This window comes from Eisenbergiella tayi (genome assembly GCF_001881565.1).
GTDB lineage: Bacteria > Bacillota > Clostridia > Lachnospirales > Lachnospiraceae > Eisenbergiella > Eisenbergiella tayi.
In genome coordinates, this window is sequence record NZ_MPDJ01000001.1 from 1,672,155 (window position 1) to 1,690,898 (window position 18,744).

Annotated in this window: 24 protein-coding genes; 12 read left to right on the plus strand and 12 right to left on the minus strand. The window is 51.6% G+C overall.

The window, feature by feature from the left end:
• The 4 genes from BLA28_RS06995 to BLA28_RS07010 are packed head-to-tail and all read left to right on the plus strand — an operon-like array spanning position 1 to position 4,170.
• The gene (locus tag BLA28_RS06995) at positions 1-1,761 is read left to right on the plus strand and encodes an ABC transporter ATP-binding protein (protein WP_071698934.1); all 1,761 of its coding nucleotides are present in this window, start codon (positions 1-3) and stop codon (positions 1,759-1,761) included.
• Positions 1,758-3,467 (plus strand): ABC transporter ATP-binding protein, encoded by a 1,710-nt coding sequence (locus tag BLA28_RS07000; RefSeq protein WP_071698935.1) that lies wholly within the window; start codon positions 1,758-1,760, stop codon positions 3,465-3,467. Before BLA28_RS06995 ends, BLA28_RS07000 begins: the two co-directional genes overlap by 4 nt.
• 16 nt (positions 3,468-3,483) lie before the next feature.
• Positions 3,484-3,855, plus strand: a complete 372-nt coding sequence (locus BLA28_RS07005) for a metal-dependent transcriptional regulator (protein WP_058722719.1) — start codon at positions 3,484-3,486, stop codon at positions 3,853-3,855.
• A 27-nt stretch (positions 3,856-3,882) separates the two neighbouring features.
• The gene (locus BLA28_RS07010; RefSeq protein WP_058722746.1) at positions 3,883-4,170 is read left to right on the plus strand and encodes a winged helix-turn-helix domain-containing protein; all 288 of its coding nucleotides are present in this window, start codon (positions 3,883-3,885) and stop codon (positions 4,168-4,170) included.
• Between the two features lie 57 nt (positions 4,171-4,227).
• Here BLA28_RS07010 and BLA28_RS07015 read toward each other — a convergent pair whose 3' ends face one another.
• Positions 4,228-5,952, minus strand: coding sequence for an ABC transporter ATP-binding protein (locus BLA28_RS07015; protein WP_058722720.1), 1,725 nt, complete (start codon positions 5,950-5,952; stop codon positions 4,228-4,230).
• A complete protein-coding gene (locus BLA28_RS07020; RefSeq protein ID WP_058722721.1) occupies positions 5,945-7,696 on the minus strand; it encodes an ABC transporter ATP-binding protein in 1,752 nt (583 codons plus the stop codon). The genes BLA28_RS07015 and BLA28_RS07020 overlap by 8 nt, the downstream gene beginning before the upstream one ends.
• A 126-nt stretch (positions 7,697-7,822) precedes the next feature.
• Between BLA28_RS07020 and BLA28_RS07025 the strand changes: the two genes are divergently transcribed.
• The 8 genes from BLA28_RS07025 to BLA28_RS07060 all read left to right on the plus strand — a co-directional run bounded on the left by BLA28_RS07025 (position 7,823) and on the right by BLA28_RS07060 (position 13,396).
• Positions 7,823-8,440, plus strand: a complete 618-nt coding sequence (locus BLA28_RS07025; RefSeq protein ID WP_058722722.1) for a TetR/AcrR family transcriptional regulator — start codon at positions 7,823-7,825, stop codon at positions 8,438-8,440.
• Positions 8,441-8,564: 124 nt separating this feature from the next.
• Positions 8,565-9,152, plus strand: coding sequence for an MptD family putative ECF transporter S component (locus tag BLA28_RS07030; protein WP_021632145.1), 588 nt, complete (start codon positions 8,565-8,567; stop codon positions 9,150-9,152).
• Positions 9,152-9,883: an energy-coupling factor transporter transmembrane component T gene (locus BLA28_RS07035; protein ID WP_058722723.1), complete on the plus strand. Its 732-nt coding sequence runs from the start codon at positions 9,152-9,154 to the stop codon at positions 9,881-9,883. The genes BLA28_RS07030 and BLA28_RS07035 overlap by 1 nt, the downstream gene beginning before the upstream one ends.
• A gap of 12 nt (positions 9,884-9,895) precedes the next feature.
• Positions 9,896-11,398, plus strand: a complete 1,503-nt coding sequence (locus tag BLA28_RS07040; RefSeq protein ID WP_071698936.1) for an ABC transporter ATP-binding protein — start codon at positions 9,896-9,898, stop codon at positions 11,396-11,398.
• Positions 11,388-11,768 carry a metal-dependent transcriptional regulator gene (locus tag BLA28_RS07045; RefSeq protein ID WP_058722725.1) on the plus strand — a complete coding sequence of 127 codons (381 nt, stop codon included), beginning with the start codon at positions 11,388-11,390 and terminating at the stop codon, positions 11,766-11,768. Before BLA28_RS07040 ends, BLA28_RS07045 begins: the two co-directional genes overlap by 11 nt.
• Before the next feature lie 9 nt (positions 11,769-11,777).
• Positions 11,778-12,083 (plus strand): winged helix-turn-helix domain-containing protein, encoded by a 306-nt coding sequence (locus tag BLA28_RS07050; protein ID WP_058722726.1) that lies wholly within the window; start codon positions 11,778-11,780, stop codon positions 12,081-12,083.
• A gap of 727 nt (positions 12,084-12,810) precedes the next feature.
• A complete protein-coding gene (locus BLA28_RS07055; protein ID WP_071698937.1) occupies positions 12,811-13,224 on the plus strand; it encodes a sigma-70 RNA polymerase sigma factor region 4 domain-containing protein in 414 nt (137 codons plus the stop codon).
• The gene (locus BLA28_RS07060; protein WP_009258011.1) at positions 13,214-13,396 is read left to right on the plus strand and encodes a helix-turn-helix domain-containing protein; all 183 of its coding nucleotides are present in this window, start codon (positions 13,214-13,216) and stop codon (positions 13,394-13,396) included. Before BLA28_RS07055 ends, BLA28_RS07060 begins: the two co-directional genes overlap by 11 nt.
• A 245-nt stretch (positions 13,397-13,641) precedes the next feature.
• On the opposite strand, the gene BLA28_RS07065 is transcribed toward BLA28_RS07060, so the two are convergent.
• The 10 genes from BLA28_RS07065 to BLA28_RS07110 all read right to left on the minus strand — a co-directional run bounded on the left by BLA28_RS07065 (position 13,642) and on the right by BLA28_RS07110 (position 18,657).
• Entirely contained in the window at positions 13,642-14,340 is a 699-nt protein-coding gene (locus tag BLA28_RS07065; RefSeq protein ID WP_176833109.1) for a hypothetical protein, read from the minus strand.
• Positions 14,341-14,415: 75 nt separating this feature from the next.
• Positions 14,416-14,739: a hypothetical protein gene (locus BLA28_RS07070; protein WP_071698938.1), complete on the minus strand. Its 324-nt coding sequence runs from the start codon at positions 14,737-14,739 to the stop codon at positions 14,416-14,418.
• Positions 14,736-15,869, minus strand: a complete 1,134-nt coding sequence (locus tag BLA28_RS07075; RefSeq protein ID WP_071698939.1) for a DUF4313 domain-containing protein — start codon at positions 15,867-15,869, stop codon at positions 14,736-14,738. The genes BLA28_RS07070 and BLA28_RS07075 overlap by 4 nt, the downstream gene beginning before the upstream one ends.
• Before the next feature lie 56 nt (positions 15,870-15,925).
• The gene (locus BLA28_RS07080) at positions 15,926-16,198 is read right to left on the minus strand and encodes a hypothetical protein (protein WP_058722727.1); all 273 of its coding nucleotides are present in this window, start codon (positions 16,196-16,198) and stop codon (positions 15,926-15,928) included.
• Positions 16,199-16,211: 13 nt separating this feature from the next.
• On the minus strand, positions 16,212-16,814 hold the full coding sequence (locus BLA28_RS07085) for a hypothetical protein (protein ID WP_058722728.1): 603 nt from the start codon (positions 16,812-16,814) through the stop codon (positions 16,212-16,214).
• Positions 16,783-17,154 carry a hypothetical protein gene (locus BLA28_RS07090; RefSeq protein ID WP_071698940.1) on the minus strand — a complete coding sequence of 124 codons (372 nt, stop codon included), beginning with the start codon at positions 17,152-17,154 and terminating at the stop codon, positions 16,783-16,785. Before BLA28_RS07090 ends, BLA28_RS07085 begins: the two co-directional genes overlap by 32 nt.
• A complete protein-coding gene (locus BLA28_RS07095) occupies positions 17,151-17,390 on the minus strand; it encodes a hypothetical protein (RefSeq protein WP_058722729.1) in 240 nt (79 codons plus the stop codon). Before BLA28_RS07095 ends, BLA28_RS07090 begins: the two co-directional genes overlap by 4 nt.
• An 18-nt stretch (positions 17,391-17,408) precedes the next feature.
• Positions 17,409-17,846 carry a hypothetical protein gene (locus tag BLA28_RS07100; protein WP_058722730.1) on the minus strand — a complete coding sequence of 146 codons (438 nt, stop codon included), beginning with the start codon at positions 17,844-17,846 and terminating at the stop codon, positions 17,409-17,411.
• Positions 17,847-18,019: 173 nt separating this feature from the next.
• Positions 18,020-18,409, minus strand: coding sequence for a type II toxin-antitoxin system death-on-curing family toxin (locus BLA28_RS07105; protein WP_009258020.1), 390 nt, complete (start codon positions 18,407-18,409; stop codon positions 18,020-18,022).
• Positions 18,406-18,657, minus strand: a complete 252-nt coding sequence (locus tag BLA28_RS07110) for a type II toxin-antitoxin system RelB/DinJ family antitoxin (RefSeq protein WP_009258021.1) — start codon at positions 18,655-18,657, stop codon at positions 18,406-18,408. Before BLA28_RS07110 ends, BLA28_RS07105 begins: the two co-directional genes overlap by 4 nt.
• Positions 18,658-18,744 lie beyond the last annotated feature (87 nt).

The window sequence follows — 18,744 nt, forward strand, 5'->3', positions numbered from 1 at the left end:
ATGAAACAGAAGAAAACCAATCGTGTAGCCCTGCTGCTCCACTGGGCCGGGGAGCAAAAGGTATGGCTGTTCCTGGCCGTGCTTCTGGCGATGGCCGGGGGCCTGTGCATTGTGGTGCCCTATATTGAAATTTACCAGCTGATGGACGCCGCCTTTGGCGGGACCTGTACCGAAGAACTGGTGGTGCGGGTCGTGGCTGCTGTGGCCGCGGCAGTGGTGCTCCGCTTTGTGCTGTTCGGTGCGTCTGGGGTAGTATCCCACAAGGGAGCCTACGGCGCGCTGTTCAAGGTACGCTGCATGGTAGCGGAGCACATGGCTAAGGTGCCGCTGGGGGCGCTGAACGAGCGGCGGACCGGAGACATCAAAACCGTGCTGAATGAGGACATTGAGAAGCTGGAGCTGTTTCTGGCCCACAACCTGCCGGATCTGGTGTGCTATCTGGTGGGGCCGGTGGTGGTTTTTGCCTACCTGATGACCGTCAACATCCCGCTGGCTCTGATTTCCCTGGTGCCGCTGGTGCTTGCGGCCGTGGTGATGGCGGTCATGTTCCGCAACACGGACGACCTGATGGACCGGGCCAACCGTTCCATCACCGCGCTGAACTCGGTCATGATCGAGTATATCAGCGGCATGAAGCTCATCAAGGCATATAACATGGGGAGCAAATCCTTCCAGAAATTCTCCTCCGCCATCCATGAGGAAAACGCCATGTGGAACGAGACCTCCCGCCGCATGGGGCCCCCCTACGCGGCCTTTGTGGTCATCATTGAGTGCGGAATGCTGCTCATGGTGCCGCTGGGCGGGATGTTTTTCCTGAAAGGCTCTCTAACAGCCAGCGCGTTCCTGCTGTTCCTCTATGTGGGGTCCATGTACCTGACGGAGATCCGTCCGCTGCAGGAGTTGGGGACCAATTTCGCCAATGTGCTGAACGCGGTCACCAAAGCGAAGGAGATCCTGGATGTCCCCATCTATGAGGGCGGCACGGATTTCCCCCAATGCCATGATATTGAACTGCGGAATGTGCGGTTTTCCTATGATGGCAAAACCGATGTGCTACAAGGCGTCAATCTCAAAATCAGGGACGGAGAGAGGCTGGCCTTGGTGGGACAGTCCGGCGCCGGTAAGAGCACCATTATCGAACTGATTTCCCGCTTCTATGATGTGCAGGAGGGCGAGGTATTGATCGGCGGGAAAAATGTCAAGGAGCTGGACTACGACACCATCTTGAGCAATGTGGCTATCGTATTTCAAAAGACCTTCCTCACCCGCGACAGTGTACTGGAGAACATCCGCATGGGGAGCAGCGCCAGTCTGGAGCAAGTGAGGGCCGCCGCAAAGGAAGCCCAGATCGACGACTTCATCATGTCTCTGCCGGATGGCTACGATACCAAGGTGGGGAGCTTCGGCTCCCGGTTTTCAGGCGGAGAGAAGCAGCGGATCGCCATTGCCCGCGCCATTTTGAAAAATGCCCCGATCCTGATTTTAGATGAGGCCACCAGCGCCTCCGACCCGGAAAACCAGATGGAGATTGACAGGGCCATCCAAAATCTTTGTAAAGGCAAGACCGTCATTGTGGTTGCCCACCGCCTGAGCGCCCTGAAGATGTGTGAGCGGGTCGCAGTGGTGGAGGACCACACCATCACCTGCGCCGGCACCCATGAGGAAGTCCGCAGGGATAACGCTTACTACCGGAAAGCCTGGGAGGACTACGAAAAGGCCCGGAACATCACCTATCAGTTGGAAGGGGGGCGAGGAGAATGAGAGAACACGATGTCTTGAAAAAGAACAAAAATTTTTACATTGGCGTTGGGGGAACTGTTTTGGAGGGCCTGCTCTCCGGCAGCCTGTTCCTGCTGCTTTACTCGGTCATGCAGTTTTTGTGGGCTGGGCAGTTTGACCTGGACCGGGTGCTGATGCTGACCGGGGCGATTGCCGGCATCTTCCTGCTCCGTATCCTGATTTACAGCTATGGCTACACCAAAGCCCAGATCGGCGGTGCGGAAGTCAGCCAAAATATCCGGCTGTTTATGGGTGATCATCTCAAGCGTATCCCCCTGTCCCGGTTTACTCAGGGGCAGACCGGCGACTACATCAATACCATCACCAGCGATGTCAATAACTATGAAAAGATCCTGACCCACAAAATCGGGGACCTGGCGAAAAACTTTGCCTTATCTATCATGCTGATTGTGTTTGTCATGACGATCTATGTCCCCGCCGGGCTGATTCTGCTGGTGGCGGATCTGCTGCTGATTCCTGGATTGTGGCTTTCTTTCCGTATGGTGAAGAAGTACGGCAAGGAAAAGAATGACATCTGTGCGGAGAATGTCAGCAGCATCGTGGAGTATGTATCCGGCATCCAGACCTTCCGGGCTTATGGCGTGGGCGGCTTGAAAAACAAGACGGTCATCAGCGCCATGCGGGACTTCTGCCGCATCAGCTTTGTATATGAGGCCAAGGTGCTCCCTGTGGGAGCCGGGCTGGGTATCCTGATCTGGCTGTCCTGCCCGCTGGTCATCTTAATCGCCTACGCACCGTGGGTAGCCGGGGCCATCGACACGGTTTCCTACCTGTTGGTCTGCATGTTGCCGCTGTTCTGTTCCAAACTTGCCAACGCCATTTTTGTGGACCTCACCAGTTACAAAAACCTGATGATCTCCAAAGGGAAGATCTTGGGCGTGATGGATGAGCCGGAGGAAAGCGGCAGTATGGAGGCGCTGCGGCCCGCTACCCATGAGATTGTCTTTGACCATGTGGACTTTGCCTATGTTCCCGGAGAGCCGGTGCTGAAGCAGGCGTCCTTTACGGTGCCGAATCAGAAGCTGACCGCCATTGTAGGTGATTCCGGCTCCGGCAAATCCACTATCCTGAATTTGATTGCAAAATATTATGAGCCAGCTGGCGGCTTCATCTCCATCGGAGGGAAGTCCATCAATCATGTGGCGGCGGAGCGCGTGCTGGAGCAGGTTTCCATGGTGGATCAGGATGTGTTCCTCTTTGACGACACCATCCGGGACAACATCCGTCACGCCCGCCCCGGCGCATCAGACGCGGAGATTGAGGCAGCCTGCCGGGAGGCCAACTGTGACGGATTTATCCGCAGGATGGAAAAGGGCTATGATACCCCTACCGGCGAGAACGGCAATCTGCTCTCTGGCGGGGAGCGCCAGCGGCTGTCCATCGCCCGTGCCATTCTGAAGGACAGCCCGATTCTGCTGTTGGACGAGGCCACGGCATCCCTGGACATCGAGAACGAGTTGGCGGTCAAGCAGGCCATCGCCAATTTGCTCAAGGCGAAAAAGACCGTGGTAATGATTGCCCATACCCTGTCCATCGTCAAGAATGCGGATCAGATCCTGGTAGTGGCAGACGGAACGATCAAGGAATCCGGTACCCACGAGGAGCTGCTGGCTATGAACGGCAAGTATGCGGCCATGTGGAACGCAGAACAGAAAATCACTGTATAAATGAGAGGTCGCGTCTATGAAAAAACTCCATGCGTCGGGCGAGGACTATCTGGAGGCCGTGTTGGTACTCCAAAAGGAAAGAGGGATGGTGCGCTCCGTAGATGTGGCCCGGCACATGGGGGTATCCAAGCCCAGCGTGTGCCATGCTGTAGCTACCTTGAAGGCGGGCGGTTTTCTTACCATGGACGAGGACTTCTTTCTCCGCCTGACCGATGTAGGCCGGGAGGTAGCAGAGCAGACCTATGAGAAGCACTGCTTCTTCACACGCCTGCTGATAGAAGCCGGTGTAGAGCCGAGGATCGCGGAACAGGACGCCTGCCGCATGGAGCATGTGATCAGCGAAAGTAGCTTTCGGCATCTGAAGCAGAATATGGACAAAAAGAAATAGTCGCGGGAGGTGAAGCTGGTGACCGGGATGGCTGTGCTGCAATATGGGAATTTGTGTATTGACCCAAATCAACGCAGGGTCTATGTAAATGAACAAGTTGTGGAGTTGACCACGATGGAGTTCAATATCTTATACTATCTGGCTTTGCATCCCGGCTGGACCTTTACCCGGGAGCAGCTTTACCGATATGCGATGCCTGATGATTTTGCTTCCGGCCTCGAAAGCGTCACCAGCCGGATCTACAAGATACGGAAAAAACTAAATATCAATGCGATTCAAACTGTACATGGATACGGTTATCGCTTTCAAAAATAAAAATAATGGCTGTGAATAGATTGCCTCTAATCACAGCCATTATTCTATATTCATCAGTTATAGATGCCAGCCAGTTGCCCTTGTGCGTAGAGATAAAAATTTTCGATATATCCCATCCTTTTGTAGTAATTCGTTATGTTTCCCTTGTTGAACAACTCGCCCTTGGTCTATTACAATAATCTGGTCGGCGTTTCGGACAGTGCTCAGACGGTGGGCAATCGAGATCAGCGTCTTATCCTTTGTCAGCTCCTGGATGGCAGATAAAAGCGCCTGCTCATTCTCCGGGTCCACGCTGGAAGTCGCTTCGTCCAGAATGATGATGGGAGCATCTTTCAAAATGGCCCTGGCGATGGAAATACGCTGCTTTTCTCCTCCGGAGAGAGTGGAGCCGCCCTCTCCGATGATTGTGTCGTATCCTTCAGGGAGGGACAAAATGAAGTCGTGGCAGCAGGCCCGTTTTGCGGCCGCTACCACCTGCTCATGGGTGGCTTCCGGCCGGCCAAACCGGATGTTGTTTTCCACAGAGTCGTGAAAGAGGTACACATTCTGAAAGACCATGCTGATGTATTCCAGCACGCTGTCCGCAGTATAATCCCGCACATCTTTTCCGCCAATCCGAACGGTCCCTTCCTGCACATCCCAAAAGCGGGCAATCAGATTGCAGAGTGTGGTCTTGCCGCTGCCGGAGGGTCCTACAATCGCGCAGGTGGTGTGCTCCGGGATTTCCAGCGAAATATCATGGATCACCCGGCGGTCCCCATAGCCAAATGAGATATGTTCCAGAGAAATATCATAGTGGGACACAACCAGTTTCTCCGAGCTGGCATCCATCTTTGGAATGTCGGTGACTTCCTCCAGCCGGTCCAGTTCCGTATTGATCTTCTTGCTCAAAAAGGCGCTGTTGCCCATCGTCTCCAAGTCGGAATAGACTGTGAAAGCGCAGAACAGGAAAGTCAAGCAATAAGGCAGGCTGATCTGCCCTGCCAGATACAGCAGAGCCGCCGCCGCAATCAGCACACAGCTCATGAGCTTAAAGGTCACCCCATAGAAACGGAGGACGCCAGCCGTAGCCTTTTCCTGTCCGTAGTCCGCATCCCATTTTTCCTGGAACGCAGCGCGGACTTCCCGCTGTCCTTCGTCACCTTTAGAGAAAGAACGCAGCACCGAAATACCCCGTATGTATTCCATCACCTTACCGACCAGATGCTCTTGGGCCTCTTGGTAAATAGGGGCATATTGGGCGGCACGAAGCCTCACCCAGCGGAGAACCAGCATCCCAAGCGCCAGCCCCACAAGGCTCAATCCCGCAATCACCGGGCTGAAAAAGAACATCATCACGGACATCAGCACAGCCATGGCCACACCGCTGGTCATCTGCTCAATCGCCAGCATGGAGTACCCCTCCAAATCGGCAATCGTGGTGGTGAGCATGGCCTGAATGGTGCCCAGATTTTGTTCTGAGAAATATCCCATGGGTGCCTGTTTCAGCCGTTCTCCAATCTCCAGCCGGTAGTCCCGGAAAATGTCATAGCCAGATCCGCTCATGGTACGGTCATACATCCACTGGAAAAAGAAGCGGCCCAGTACACTGCCCAGAATTACGCCAAAAGCCTGCCCGATGATGACCGGAGAGAGTCCATCCAGATGGAGCAGAATCCAGAATACACCGAACATCATAAACCCGTTGAAGAATGATTTCAGAATATTGCAGACAATCCCTGCCACGATTTTTCCCCGGCTGTTTCCCGCAATTTTAAAGATACGGCGAATCATTTCAAACATCTTCTACACCTCCTTCCGTAGAGCCGGCGTAGTCCTGCCACATTTTCCGGTAAAGGGGGCAGTTCTCCAGAAGCTCCTCCTGAATGCCCCGGCCCACAATCTCGCCATTGGCAACAACCAATATCTGGTCGGCATTGCGGATCGTATTCAGCCGGTGGGCCACGACAATCAGAGACTTTCCCGCCACCAGCTTACTGATAGCCTGCTGGATCAGCGCCTCGTTCTCGGGATCGGCATAGGCGGTCGCCTCGTCCAAAATGATGACGGACGCCTGCTTGAGCATGGCCCGCGCAATGGTGATGCGCTGCCGCTCTCCGCCGGAGAGGCGGTCCCCGGCATCACCGGCCATGGTATCATAGCCCTGCTCTAACTGCATGATAAAGTCGTGGCAGTTGGCAGCCTTGGCCGCAGCCTCTACTTCCCCGTCGCTGGCATTAGGGTTTCCCATGCGGATGTTTTCCCGAATGGATTTATCAAAGAGAAAATTGTCCTGGGCTACATAGCTGATCTCGCCCATGAGCTGCCCGAACGGAATGTTGCGAATATCCTGCCCGCCAAAGCGGACTGTACCGGAGGTTACATCCCAGAAGCCGGCCATCAGCTTGGCAATCGTAGACTTCCCGGAGCCGGATGGACCGACTATGGCGGTCATGGTACCGGGCTGTGTCTGGAATGAGATACCGTGGAGAACTTCGGCTTCATTGTAAGCAAAATGGACATCCTCAAATTGATAACGCCGCTCCCCAAGCTCTGCGGGCTTTGTGGGGCGGACAAGTTCCGGTGTTTTCAAAAAAGCTGTGACCTGTTCCAGATTGCCCTTGATCATGCTGACCTGCTCCATGGCTTCGGATACCTTCATCAGAGGCGCAATAAACCCCAGAGGCACCACCAAGGCCACCAGAAAGACAGGGAGAGAAAGACTTCCCTCCATGTAGAGCCACGCTCCCACTGGAAGGGTCCCCAGAAGCGTAGAAGGGAGGACTGCCCGGGCCGCCGCGTTCCAAAGCCAGCACTGGCTCCACCATGCCATGGTGGAATCGTGGAAATAGCGGACAGAATCAGCATACTTTCCATAGGAAGCTGCGGATCGGTTGAACGCCTTGATGACCTGAATACCGTTGACATACTCCACCAAGGCACTGTTCATCTCGTTGGCAGATCGCATATAGTTCTCCATGCGGGGCCCATATCCCCGCATCATGGCGGCAAAAAAGAGGGTGCCCAGCGGAATTGTCACCAGTGCGGCCAGCCCCATCCGCCAGTCCAGCAGGAAAATCAGAAGAATACTGCATAGGGGTGCGGCGATGTTGGATGGCAGTTCCGGCATGAAATGGGCCATGGAGTCCTCCAACTTCGCCACATTGTCCACGATCAGATTTTTGAAAGCCCCGGTAGGTGTTTCCAGCATGACGCCCATGGGGACCTTCGCCATCCGGTCTGTAATGGCCTCCCGGATATTTTTCAGTATGGTAAAGGAAATTTTGTGGGACATCAGGGAGGACCGCCAGGTAAGCAGCATTTTTATGATCTGGCAAACTGCGGCGCCTCCGCAGAGAAACAATACCAGCGTGGGCGTTGCAGTCCCCCGGTACAAGGCGTCCGCGAGGACAGCCACCATTAAAAATGGGCCCATGCCAAAGAGTTCTCCCAAAACAGCCAGGAAGATGGAGAGGAGCATTTTACCGTTGTTTTCTCCCACGAAAGCAAAGAGCTGCCGAATCGTTCCCGGTTCTTTCGACTTCATAACCAGCCTCCTTTCAGGCCACAAAAAATACAAGGAGGGTATTGCAATTTCAAGTGCCCTGTGCTAAAATCTGAATTACATCGTAATATTACAGTGTAATTTTAGTATAGGACGGAGGGACAGCGAATGTCAAGAGACTTTCAGCAGACACACGAAAATCTTTTGCTCTGCGCCCAAAAGCACTTTCTGGAATATGGCTTTGAGCGGGCCAGCATCCGGGAGATCTGCAAGGACGCCCATGTGACTAACGGAGCTTTTTATAACCACTTTGACGATAAGGAAGCTCTGTTCGGCGCGCTGGTGGAGCCTGTTGTCCAGGAGGTCAAGGCCATCTATGAGGCGTCGGTAAATGAGCACATGGAACTGGCAAAGACGGACGACTTGAAATCCCTCTGGAAACTGTCGGAGGAAACGCTGTCGGTCATTATCGAATACATCTATGAGCATTTTGATGTATTCCGGCTGCTTCTTATGCGGGCGGAGGGCACGCGGTATTCCTCCTTTTTGGATGATGTTGTCTGTCTGGAAACCCGGGTCACGCTGAAGTTCTTTGCAGAATTGAAATCTCGGGGCATCCAGGTTCGCGAATTGGCGGAAGAGGAGTGGCATATTCTGCTCCATGCGTATTTTGCGTCCCTGGCTGAAGTGGTCATGCACAACTTCCCCAAGGAGGCCGCGCTGAAATATGTTCACACGCTTGTCTCTTTTTTCAACTCCGGATGGCAGACAGTTTTGGGGATCTGATCCCCAAAATTTTTGCGCAATAGTTAGCATCTACTAACTAAGTGATGTGGAGGTGAAACCGCAGCGTCCCCTTTGCACGGGGTTTTGCAACACTTAATTCTTTTCAGAAAGGACATATTCAAAAATGGAAAACACAAAGAAGCTCACAGGTAAAGACCTAATCAATGTCGGCATTTACACAGCCATGACCCTCGTTATTTTCTTTGTTGTCGGCCTGCTTACTGCGCTGCCGGTGGTCTACCCGTTCCTGTTCATAATTTGGCCTATCGTCTGCGGCATTCCTATGATGCTCTACTATACCAAGATTCAGAAGTTTGGTATGCTGACCATCACAGGTATCATCGGCGGCATCTTTTTCTATCTGATCGGCTATGGCTGGATCGGCCTGCTCGGCTGGGTGCTCGGCGGCATCCTGAGTGATGTTGTGCTCAAAATCGGCGGCTATCAGAAATTCAAGGTCACTGTTCTGAGCTACGCCTGCTTTTGCCTTGGCATCATGGGCTGCCCCGCCAACCTTTGGTTTGCCGGCGAAGCGTATTGGGAAAACATCCACACCTCCATGGGCGATCAGTACGCAAACACCTTGCAATCCCTGATGCCCTCCTGGATGCTGTATGTGGGCTTTGCGCTGCTGTTTGTGGGCGGTATTCTGGGCGCGCTGCTGGGTCATAAAATGCTGAAAAAACACTTTGAGAGAGCTGGAATTGTGTAATGGAGCAGCTTCAAGCGGTTGTTGAAAACAGAACAGGCTTTTGCTTGGACCCACGAACCAAGCTGTTGCTGATGGCCGTTGTCGCTACCGCAGAATTTCTATATAGCCACACCGCCTTTATGATCGCGGTGGCGATGATTCCCTTTGTCCTGTTGCTGACTAACCGGCAGTATAAGACGGCAACGGTGTTCTTCTGCCTGTTCGCAGCGGGGCTGTTTGTGCAGGCCATCCAGAACTCCGTCCAGTTTCCCATGATCGTCAATATGCTGGTAGTCCTGTTGGTGGGGCTGGTTCTGCGGCTGTTTCCGGCCTTTGTGATGGGAGCCTATATTATTAAATCCACCACGGCCAGCGAGTGCATTACTGCGCTTGGCCGGATGCACATTGGGCGACAGATTACCATTCCGCTCTCTGTCCTGTTTCGTTTTATCCCTACCATGCAGGAGGAGTCGGCGGCCATCAAGGATGCCATGCGGATGCGGGAGGTCCAGTTCGGGACAAAAAAGTTCTGGCAAAACCCCGCTGCCCTGATTGAATACCGTTTTATTCCCCTGATGATCTCGGTGGTCAAAATCGGAGATGATCTCTCTGCGGCGGCCTTGACCCGTGGCCTCGATAACCCGGTCCGGCGCACCAATATCACAAAGGTCGGTTTTACTGGCTGGGATCTGCTGGCGGTGCTGATTGCCGGAGTTGCACTGCTCTCCACATACTTTTTCAGTCCGTGGTAAGGAGGTGATACCGTGATCGAATTGAAAGATGTTTCCTTTACTTATGAGAGCGGAGAAACCCAAAATAACCTGAACCATATCAATCTGACAATCCAGGATGGCGAAACCATCCTGCTCTGCGGAGAGTCCGGCTGCGGCAAGACGACGCTGACCCGGCTGATCAACGGCCTGATCCCGCATTATTACGGCGGGAAGCTGACCGGGCAAGTCCTTTTAGATGGGAAAGAGTTAAAAGACTATCCTCTTTATCAAATCGGTCAACGGGTAGGGTCTGTATTCCAAAACCCAAGGACGCAATTCTACAATGTAGATACGACCAGCGAGATCGTTTTCGGGTGTGAAAACATGGCCCTGCCGGTCCCAGAGATGCGGGAGCGTCTGGAGGAGACTGTCCACAGCCTCAAGCTGGAAAAACTGCTGAATCGGAGCTTGTTTGCTCTGTCCGGTGGAGAAAAGCAGAAAATCGCCTGCGCCTCTGCCGACGCAATCCACCCGGACATCTTTGTATTGGACGAGCCATCCTCCAACCTGGATATTGCCACCATCGAAGATTTAATTGGCGTGATCCGGCACTGGCAGTCTGAGAAAAAGACCGTGATCGTCGCGGAACACCGGCTTTATTATCTCGTTCCCTACGCAGATCGAATTCTCTACATGACGCACGGAAGTATTACGCAGGAGTTTACCAAAGCAGAGTTTCAAAAATTACTGCCTGATGAATTACAGGGAATGGGGCTACGGGCACTGGACCCATTCCACCTGCCTCCAGAGGCCTTGCCCAAGCCTTCCGCCCCGCAATTACATATCAAGGGGTTCCAGTTCTCCTATGAAAAGCACGGCCCCCTCAATGTGGATATTCCAGACCTGATCCTGCCCCAAGGGGAGATCATCGGCATTATCGGAAACAACGGCGCGGGAAAATCTACCTTCGCCCGGTGTCTGTGCGGTCTGGATAAGAAGGCGAAAGGTGTGCTTGAAATGGATGGGGCCTCCTATGACGCAAAGCAGCGCAGGCACATTTCCTACATGGTCATGCAGGATGTAAACCACCAGTTGTTCACGGAAGATGTGCTGGATGAACTGCTGCTCAGTATGGACATCGAGGACGAGAAAGCGGACACGGCCCACGCCAGTGAGATTCTGGACAGTTTGGATCTGTTGGACAAGGTAAAGCTGCATCCCATGTCCCTGTCCGGCGGAGAAAAACAGAGGGTGGCGATTGGCAGTGCAATAGCATCAGACAAAAAGCTCTTGATATTCGACGAGCCTACCAGCGGATTGGATTACCGGCATATGCTGGAGGTATCGGACAACTTAAACCGCCTGAAAGAGATGGGAAAGAGCCTGTTTCTGATTACACATGACCCCGAGCTTATTTACAAATGCTGCACCTATCTGTTGTTCATTCAGGGAAGCAAGGTGCTGTGGCATCGGCCGATGGATGGGAAAGCTGTAGAGCTCTTGCGGACTTTCTTCTCCCACGAGCAAGAAACAGGTGCGGTCAATGCTTCCTGATAAAAAACTGCACGCTTCCGGCGAGGACTATCTGGAGGCTGTGTTGGTACTCCAGAAAAAGAAAGGCATGGTACGCTCTGTGGATGTGGCCCGGTATATGGAGGTGTCTAAGCCCAGCGTGTGCCATGCGGTAGCTACCTTGAAGGCGGGTGGCTTCCTCACCATGGATGAGGATTTCTTCCTCCGCTTGACCGATATAGGCCGCGAAGTAGCGGAGCAGACCTACGAGAAACATTGCTTCTTCACTCGCCTGCTGGTGGAAGCCGGTGTAGAGCCCAAAACCGCCGAACAGGAGGCCTGCTGCATGGAGCATGTGATTAGCGAGAATAGCTTTCGGCATCTAAAGCAAAGTATGGACAAAAAGAAATAGTCGCGGGAGGTGAAGCTGTTGACGGGGGTAGCTGTACTGCAATATGGGAATTTGCGTATTGACCCCAATGAACGCAGGGTCTATATAAATGAACAATTTGTGGAGTTGACCACAATGGAGTTCAATATCTTATACTGTCTGGCCTTACATCCTGGCTGGACCTTTACCCGGGAACAGCTTTACCGATATGCGATGTCCGATGATTTTGCCTCTGGCCCTGAAAGCGTTACCAGCAGGATCTACAAGATACGGAAAAAACTAAATATCAATGCGATTCAAACGGTACACGGATACGGTTATCGCTTTGAGAAGTAGAAGTAAAAGGGAGCGGCCTTTGTTGATCAATGAAGGTTGCTCCCTTTTGCCATGTTGAAAATTGGAATTAAAATGGAAAAAGTGAAAACTCAGTCAGAATTTGGTCAGATTTACCGAATACAATGGAGATAAATTCTAACCATATAGGCGACTTTGAAAAACGGGAGGAATGTGTATGAAAACTAAAAATCGAAATAGCAGAGGGAATTTCAAGTTGCGTTAGGCGGTCTTATTCTTAAATGAATGAGGCCGCCTTTTCTTTTAATTCCCGACAAAATTCTACAAAAAAATCAAATTACTGAACCTGGATCATTGGCAGACCTGCTGCCCGCTCTAATGGACAATGCAGGTTCGTGTGCAAAGTGCGGTTCAGATGGCAAGGAGCCAAATGCGCATGGAGAATTTGAAACCCATGCACATAAAAAGGTTCGTCGCCCATCTGCTTACATTTCGACACACAGTTTACTATCGAATATGGTTCTTCTGCCGCCCTTTTCGGAGGACAGGGCGGGAACATCACAAGACAAGCGACAAGCCTCCTCCTGCGGGCGTCGGAAGTCGTGACGGACTTCTTTATGTGTATCACACAGCCGATTGCTCACCTTTGTGGTGCGTGGCCGGCTGTGTTGTTTTATATAGAACACAAAGACGCCCATTAGTTCGGTGCCGGTCCCCTCCAAATGTTCAAGATTCCCAAAAATTCTTGAACGATTTGGAGGACAAGACCATGCGGTATCGAAATAATGGACAGATAGAGGAAGAACTACAAATCAGATTTACAGGTTACTTAATCCAGGCAGTAAAACGCACACGGCGCGATTACCTGAACATGCTCAACCAATACAGCAACAGTGAAATACTGACCGATACAACCTATACCACAGGACAGACTTTGGAACAAGAGGTTACAGAGCACCTTCCTCTATGGGATGTGATCGAAAGTAATGCGCTCTTCTATGCCCTCAAGCGGTTGAATGAACGCGAGCGGTATGTGTTCCTGGCGCATGTTTTGGACAACTGCCCTTTTGACTTGATTGGTGTAAGACTGGGCCTGACTTATAAAGGTGCAGCCACAGTCTATTACCGTGCTGTTCAAAAGTTGAGAAAAAGTATTGAGGGGGTGGAAAAACATGATATTTGAACAACTGTTGTTTCAGGCAAAGGAAGGTGATCTGGAGTCAATTACCGATATTTTGAATATGTATCGGCCCTTACTGCTCAAATATTCTGTAATTGACGGCCGGCTGGATGAGGATCTATACCAGGAGCAGTGCATTACATTGATGCGAGCCATCAAACTGTTCCGAATTTGAATTTATGAGAAAGGCTCCGAGACCTTTTGATCTCGGGGCCTTTCCCGTGGATTCAAACAGGATGTACTAAGAGGAAAAAAACAAGCGCACAGTAGTAGTTGGATGCTGCTGTGCGCTTATTCCGACATAACCTGTGGGCCTCACCCGAAAAGGTGAGGCCACACTGCGGTAAAACTTATCCTACCACGATTTCCTTTTTACCAGATCGCTCCGAAAAGAATCTCTGCAAAATGCTTATTGCAATTTTATTGCTCCTCTCCAGCGGCAGCCTTATCATAGTAGTAGATATAGGCGTTGTAATCCCGAAACCGAGTGATCAGCCGAATCCGGATGTACAAATGTGCCGTTTCAGAATAGAGGTTAAATTCAGTCGGATCACTGGTAGTCCCGGCATATCGGCAGAAGCGTTTCATGGTTTCCAGCGTCTTAAAGGCCGGCAACTTGAATAGGGCATTTTGAAACTCATCGATTTCTTTTACCAGCTCTGGCGGCGTCTTTTTGCCGCTCTCATTGTGCCAGGTTGTCCACCAGCGGTATCCATCGTAATCCGAACGGGAATAAGCAAGTTCGCTGACAGGGCGTTCGATGAGCTGCATTGGAGGCTTGTAGGTGTGCTTGAACACTTCTGAAAAAGTGCAGTTCTGCACCAGATAACAGGTGGACTTTTCTGCGCTTTTCTTCAGATGTCCAGACTTGACGGCATCCCACTCCGCAAGGGGCAGGGGCGTATGGGCGGCATCCCGAAGGGCCTCATCCATGCCGCAGGCTTCACAGATCTGCACATCCGCATAGCGGCTGAGGGCATTGACCATCAGGTGGGCTGCCAGAGGAGAGCCACACCGCAGGCATTTGGGAGGGGCCGCTGCATCGCCATGAGCATAAAGCTTTTTGTCTTGCTTCCAAGCGGCTTCCAGTAATTCTTTGGGGTATAATTTGATTTTCATGGTAATGTCTCCTGATTTTGAATTTATGTTCAAAATTATATCGAGGTCTTCCCCCTGCTTCATAAATTGTTCAATCTATGCAACAGATTCGCTCATCGAAAAAAGAGTTCGCAGAGTTGCAGCCAGTTCTGTGCGGTTTTTGCAGGGGAGGCGATGACTGACGCCACAGTTATGCCCTTCTGAATTCATTTTGCAGATGGTGACACTCAACGCAGAGCCGTCGTGGCAGATCCACATCCGTCTGCCAGCAGCCGGGTCTTCTGCCACAATCCAGAGCGGGCGCTGGCGGGTCATATAAGACTGATTGGCAGCCTTCCACCCGCTGTAATCAGAGTAGTGGAAGCCTGGAGCATCTAATTTGCGTTGGTTTAGCGCCAAATAGACTTCCTTGTACTTCATGCGCTGCGCCTCCCTTCCTGCAACGATAGATATTCAGCGTACCCCTCCGGGTCCAGTTCACGCAGGCGGTCTGCCCGGAAGCGGTACTCTGGATACTCACAGTAACCACTGCGCTGCGTTGCCCCGGTAGGGATAGCCAATCCGTGGCGGATCAGCCAGACCGGGAAATCGGCATCGCCATTGGTATCGATGAACGCGCAGTCTTTCCCCCGTTCCCCGTCCAGATTGACCGTCAGAGAGGCCCAGGGCTCCGCATAGCCATTTTCCCATGTGTGCATGGCAATCGCCAGGTTGCCGTCCATATAGGCAGATACCTTTAGCTGTATGGGATGTGTGGAGCCGTACTTTTCATAAGGGAAGGTAATAGGCCCTTGCCTACCCATGGCCGGCATTGGCCTTTGGGCCGGAGCTGTACTGATGTTTGGCGTCAGATCCAGTTCCCAGCATATAGCGAGAATATCAGAATCGTCCACACGGTAGTTATATTTTTTGGCATACTTGGGGTGGAAGAGAAGCTGACCGTTCTCCACAACAAATTTGCCTTCCTTGGTGCCATAGGTGTACTGGCGGCCATCCAGAAGATGTTGCACCTTTTTGGCGTCCGCTTTGATCTTTCCTTTGTCGTACCATGTGGTGTACTGCACCGCAACCTCAAGATTAGGGTTTGAATGAAAGCGGGTTTCTAAAAACTGCAGGACACGCCCGCAGACTGCCGCCCGCTGTTCGACGGTTTGGGCTAAATTAAAGGACAGTGTGAAATACGAATAGTCACGCCCGGACAACCCATAGCCGTGAAGTGTATTGCTGAAGTCGTTGCACCAGAAAAACAATTCCCAACGGGAACTTCCATAAGGCGCCGGATCTTCGGATTCATACTGATAGCAGATAAACTCCCTGGCAATGGCCGCCATGACAGAGGCCATCACAGCGTTTTTTGACTCAGCTGCCCGTTTGATCCTGCGGTGCGCCTCGTCAGGGCCGTCATCGCAAATCTGACGGTTTGCCTCCCGCTGCTCTGGGGTGTAGACATATTGGAGTCTAAGCGAATGGACATCTTCCCGGGCATAACCCCGGTCAATCCATTTTGCGCTGGAACTTTTGACAGAAGATTTGTCATGTAATATATTCATGGTGATTCTCCTTTTTGATTTGATGTAGATGCTTGTCGATAACTCGGCGAAGGCAGTCAATGAAAATTTTCATCGCAGTGACGGCCGGCCCCGCCATATTCCAGCAGGGCATAGCCGATACACCGGGCCGTCTCGCCCAAAGTGTTTTTCACGGCTTCTTCCACCACATCATCCGTATCTGGGCACTCCTGTTCGTTGTTAAGGCGTGTCAGCTCGTGGTGCAGCTCTTTCATCTGCTCTGGCGTTACCGGCTGGTCAGTTTGGACCAGTACATCAGCAAAGTCGCCGCAGCCATCAACATTCAATTCTCGGATCAGCAATACTCCCATAAACGATCCTCCTTCAACGGTCCTCGTGCCAATCATAAAGCAAAAGGTCATGGCTGGAGGCATTCGGCTGGAGGACTGCCGCCCGAAAACGATAATTTGTAAATACAAAGCCAGTGGGTTTGTGCGTGTACTGGACGGCAAGAATGTGATACTCCCGACCCATCCAGTCGGCAGATTCCAGGACCTGTTCGGTTTCATTCCCAAAATCAAGGGCAAAAATCCAGTTATCCTGACAGCTGCTCGGGTCAGAGTAAGGCTCCCCGCTCGGCAGGAACAGAAGCTTTTGTTTCATATCTTCATAACTGTGGACCCCCGGGTGTTTATTCAAGAACGCTTGTGCCAGTTGTTCCCTAAAGGTATAGAAGGGGATGAATGGCTTTTTTCCCTCGAAGTCCCCGTTTCCATCCAGAGCGATCACCTGCCCATCCGAGATGATCTCGATGATAACATCCTTTCGGATGCGGCAATCATTTTGATAATCATCCGGGGTAGAAGTGTACCATGTGCCATCAACTGTATCACGGTTGCAGTAGTAATAGGGCTGGTTTACAGATTGGAACACATCCTTGCAGAAGCCTGTGTCTTCAAACAGAAAAGTGAGCTGGATCGTTTTCATTCGAGTTCCCTCCGTAGTAATAATCATAGATTTTTCTTAGACCGCACCGTATTTTGGCTTTGGTAGGACTGCCGGTGGCGATTCTCTGACCAGAGCCAAACGCTGGCCCGAAAAACCAAATTTCGTAGTGGGTGCAGAGATGCCGCCCTTTTGTGTGGGCGCTTGAAACCGACCACATATAGGCGTCGCCGGACACCGTAAACTCCTTGGGATAGCAATATTCCCGCATTCCATCCGGCGAGAAATCATCCAGCGCCGCGGCATTCCCGGAACGGGGGTCTGCTTGCGGCTGAACGACCTCCCGGAGCCAGAGAAGAAAAGAAGGCTCCCCGGCGCTCATACCGATTCCTCCGGCTTGCCGGCCTTTTCATAGTAGACCTTGCGAGTGCCGGCGCCGCGAACTTGGAAGATAAAACCGGGCACCATCTCAGCCAGCTTGTCAGCATACATTTTGGCGCGGCCACAATCTGGGATCAGCGTAGCATAAACCAGGCCGACTCCAACTTTTCCTTCATGCAAATTTATAGCGCCATAACAGCGGGCTCCAATTTTCTTCCCATAGACGATATAGTTCATCGCTTCCCGCCCTTTCTGTTAATACCAGATGAAAGTCTGGCCGCATAATACCTGAATACGGTCCATAATGGCATCAACTTTCTTTTCGGAGAGGGGAACATCTGCATTATTCCAGTGCCGAATCAATTCTTCCAGTGTACGGTCTGGAGCTGATACACAGAAATCACAGCAAAAGTTATAGAGCGGCTGCCCGGTATAGGCTTCAAAGACGCTTTCAGTACCATCAGCAATCCGCTGTCTCTGGTTCCCACTGTAGTTGATACGGCCTAAATAGGCGGTACCATAGCGTTCACGGTAGGCATTGATGATTTTGCGGTTTAAGTCATTGTAAGTATCATCGGCTTCATCAATCCTGAGATACCCTTCACGAGCGAGGGCATACTCCCGCTGCACTTGCAGGTAGTAGGAGAGGGCGTCCATGGGTTTCGGATCATGCGTGGGATGTTTTAGTTTCATCAAAAAATCCTCCTAAAAAACAAGGGACCGGCAAACAGCAAATGCGCTGTTTGTCGATCCCTTTGTGATAGTGTCCCTTGCCAAATAGCAAGGCATTTGTCAAATAAGAAAAAGTGTAGAGTTTTATTTCTGTGGAGCAACATTGAAAGTATCAATGATACAATACTGGCAGATCAATCAGAAAAATCTTTTAGGTGCTGAATGATCCATGCTTGCAGCTCGTGTTCTCCCGCACTGCCATTTGCAATAGAGATAAACATATCCGCAAGTTCGCCGGGCTTCAGTTCAAGAACATAGCCGTTCCATTTCAGCAGCAACTGCGTCATCATTGCGCCAATCCGTTTGTTACCATCAAGAAAGGCATGATTGGAGGCCAGTCCAAACCCTATTCTGGCTATTTTCGCAAGGTCCGTTTCAAAAAGATCAAAACCGGCAAAGGTTTGCAACGGAGCATTGACTGCGGCTTCCAGACTATTTCGGTCCCGAATACCGTCCAACCCACCTGAAGCTTTGATGATCCTGCTATGGACGGCGATAACATCTTCAACCGTCACCCAAATCATTCCGCCATCCTCTTATAGTCATCAGCGAAAGAACTTAAAACCGCATCGGTATCCGCCAACATCTGCTCCCTTGAAATTTCTGCAGATGGTGTGTTAAGAGTTAAGGGAAACGGCATTCCATTATTGCGGACAAAGGCATTTGCAAAAATGTTGAATGCGGTGGATGTGGATATGCCCAGCTGCTCGCAGATGGCGGCCATTTGCGCTTTGACCTGACTATCTATTCTAAATGTCATATTGGTATCCATATAATCGACCTCCTTGCACTACAATTATACTACATATCATGTGCAAATGCAACGAGTAGGATGCTTAATTGAAGAAGGCCACGGGAA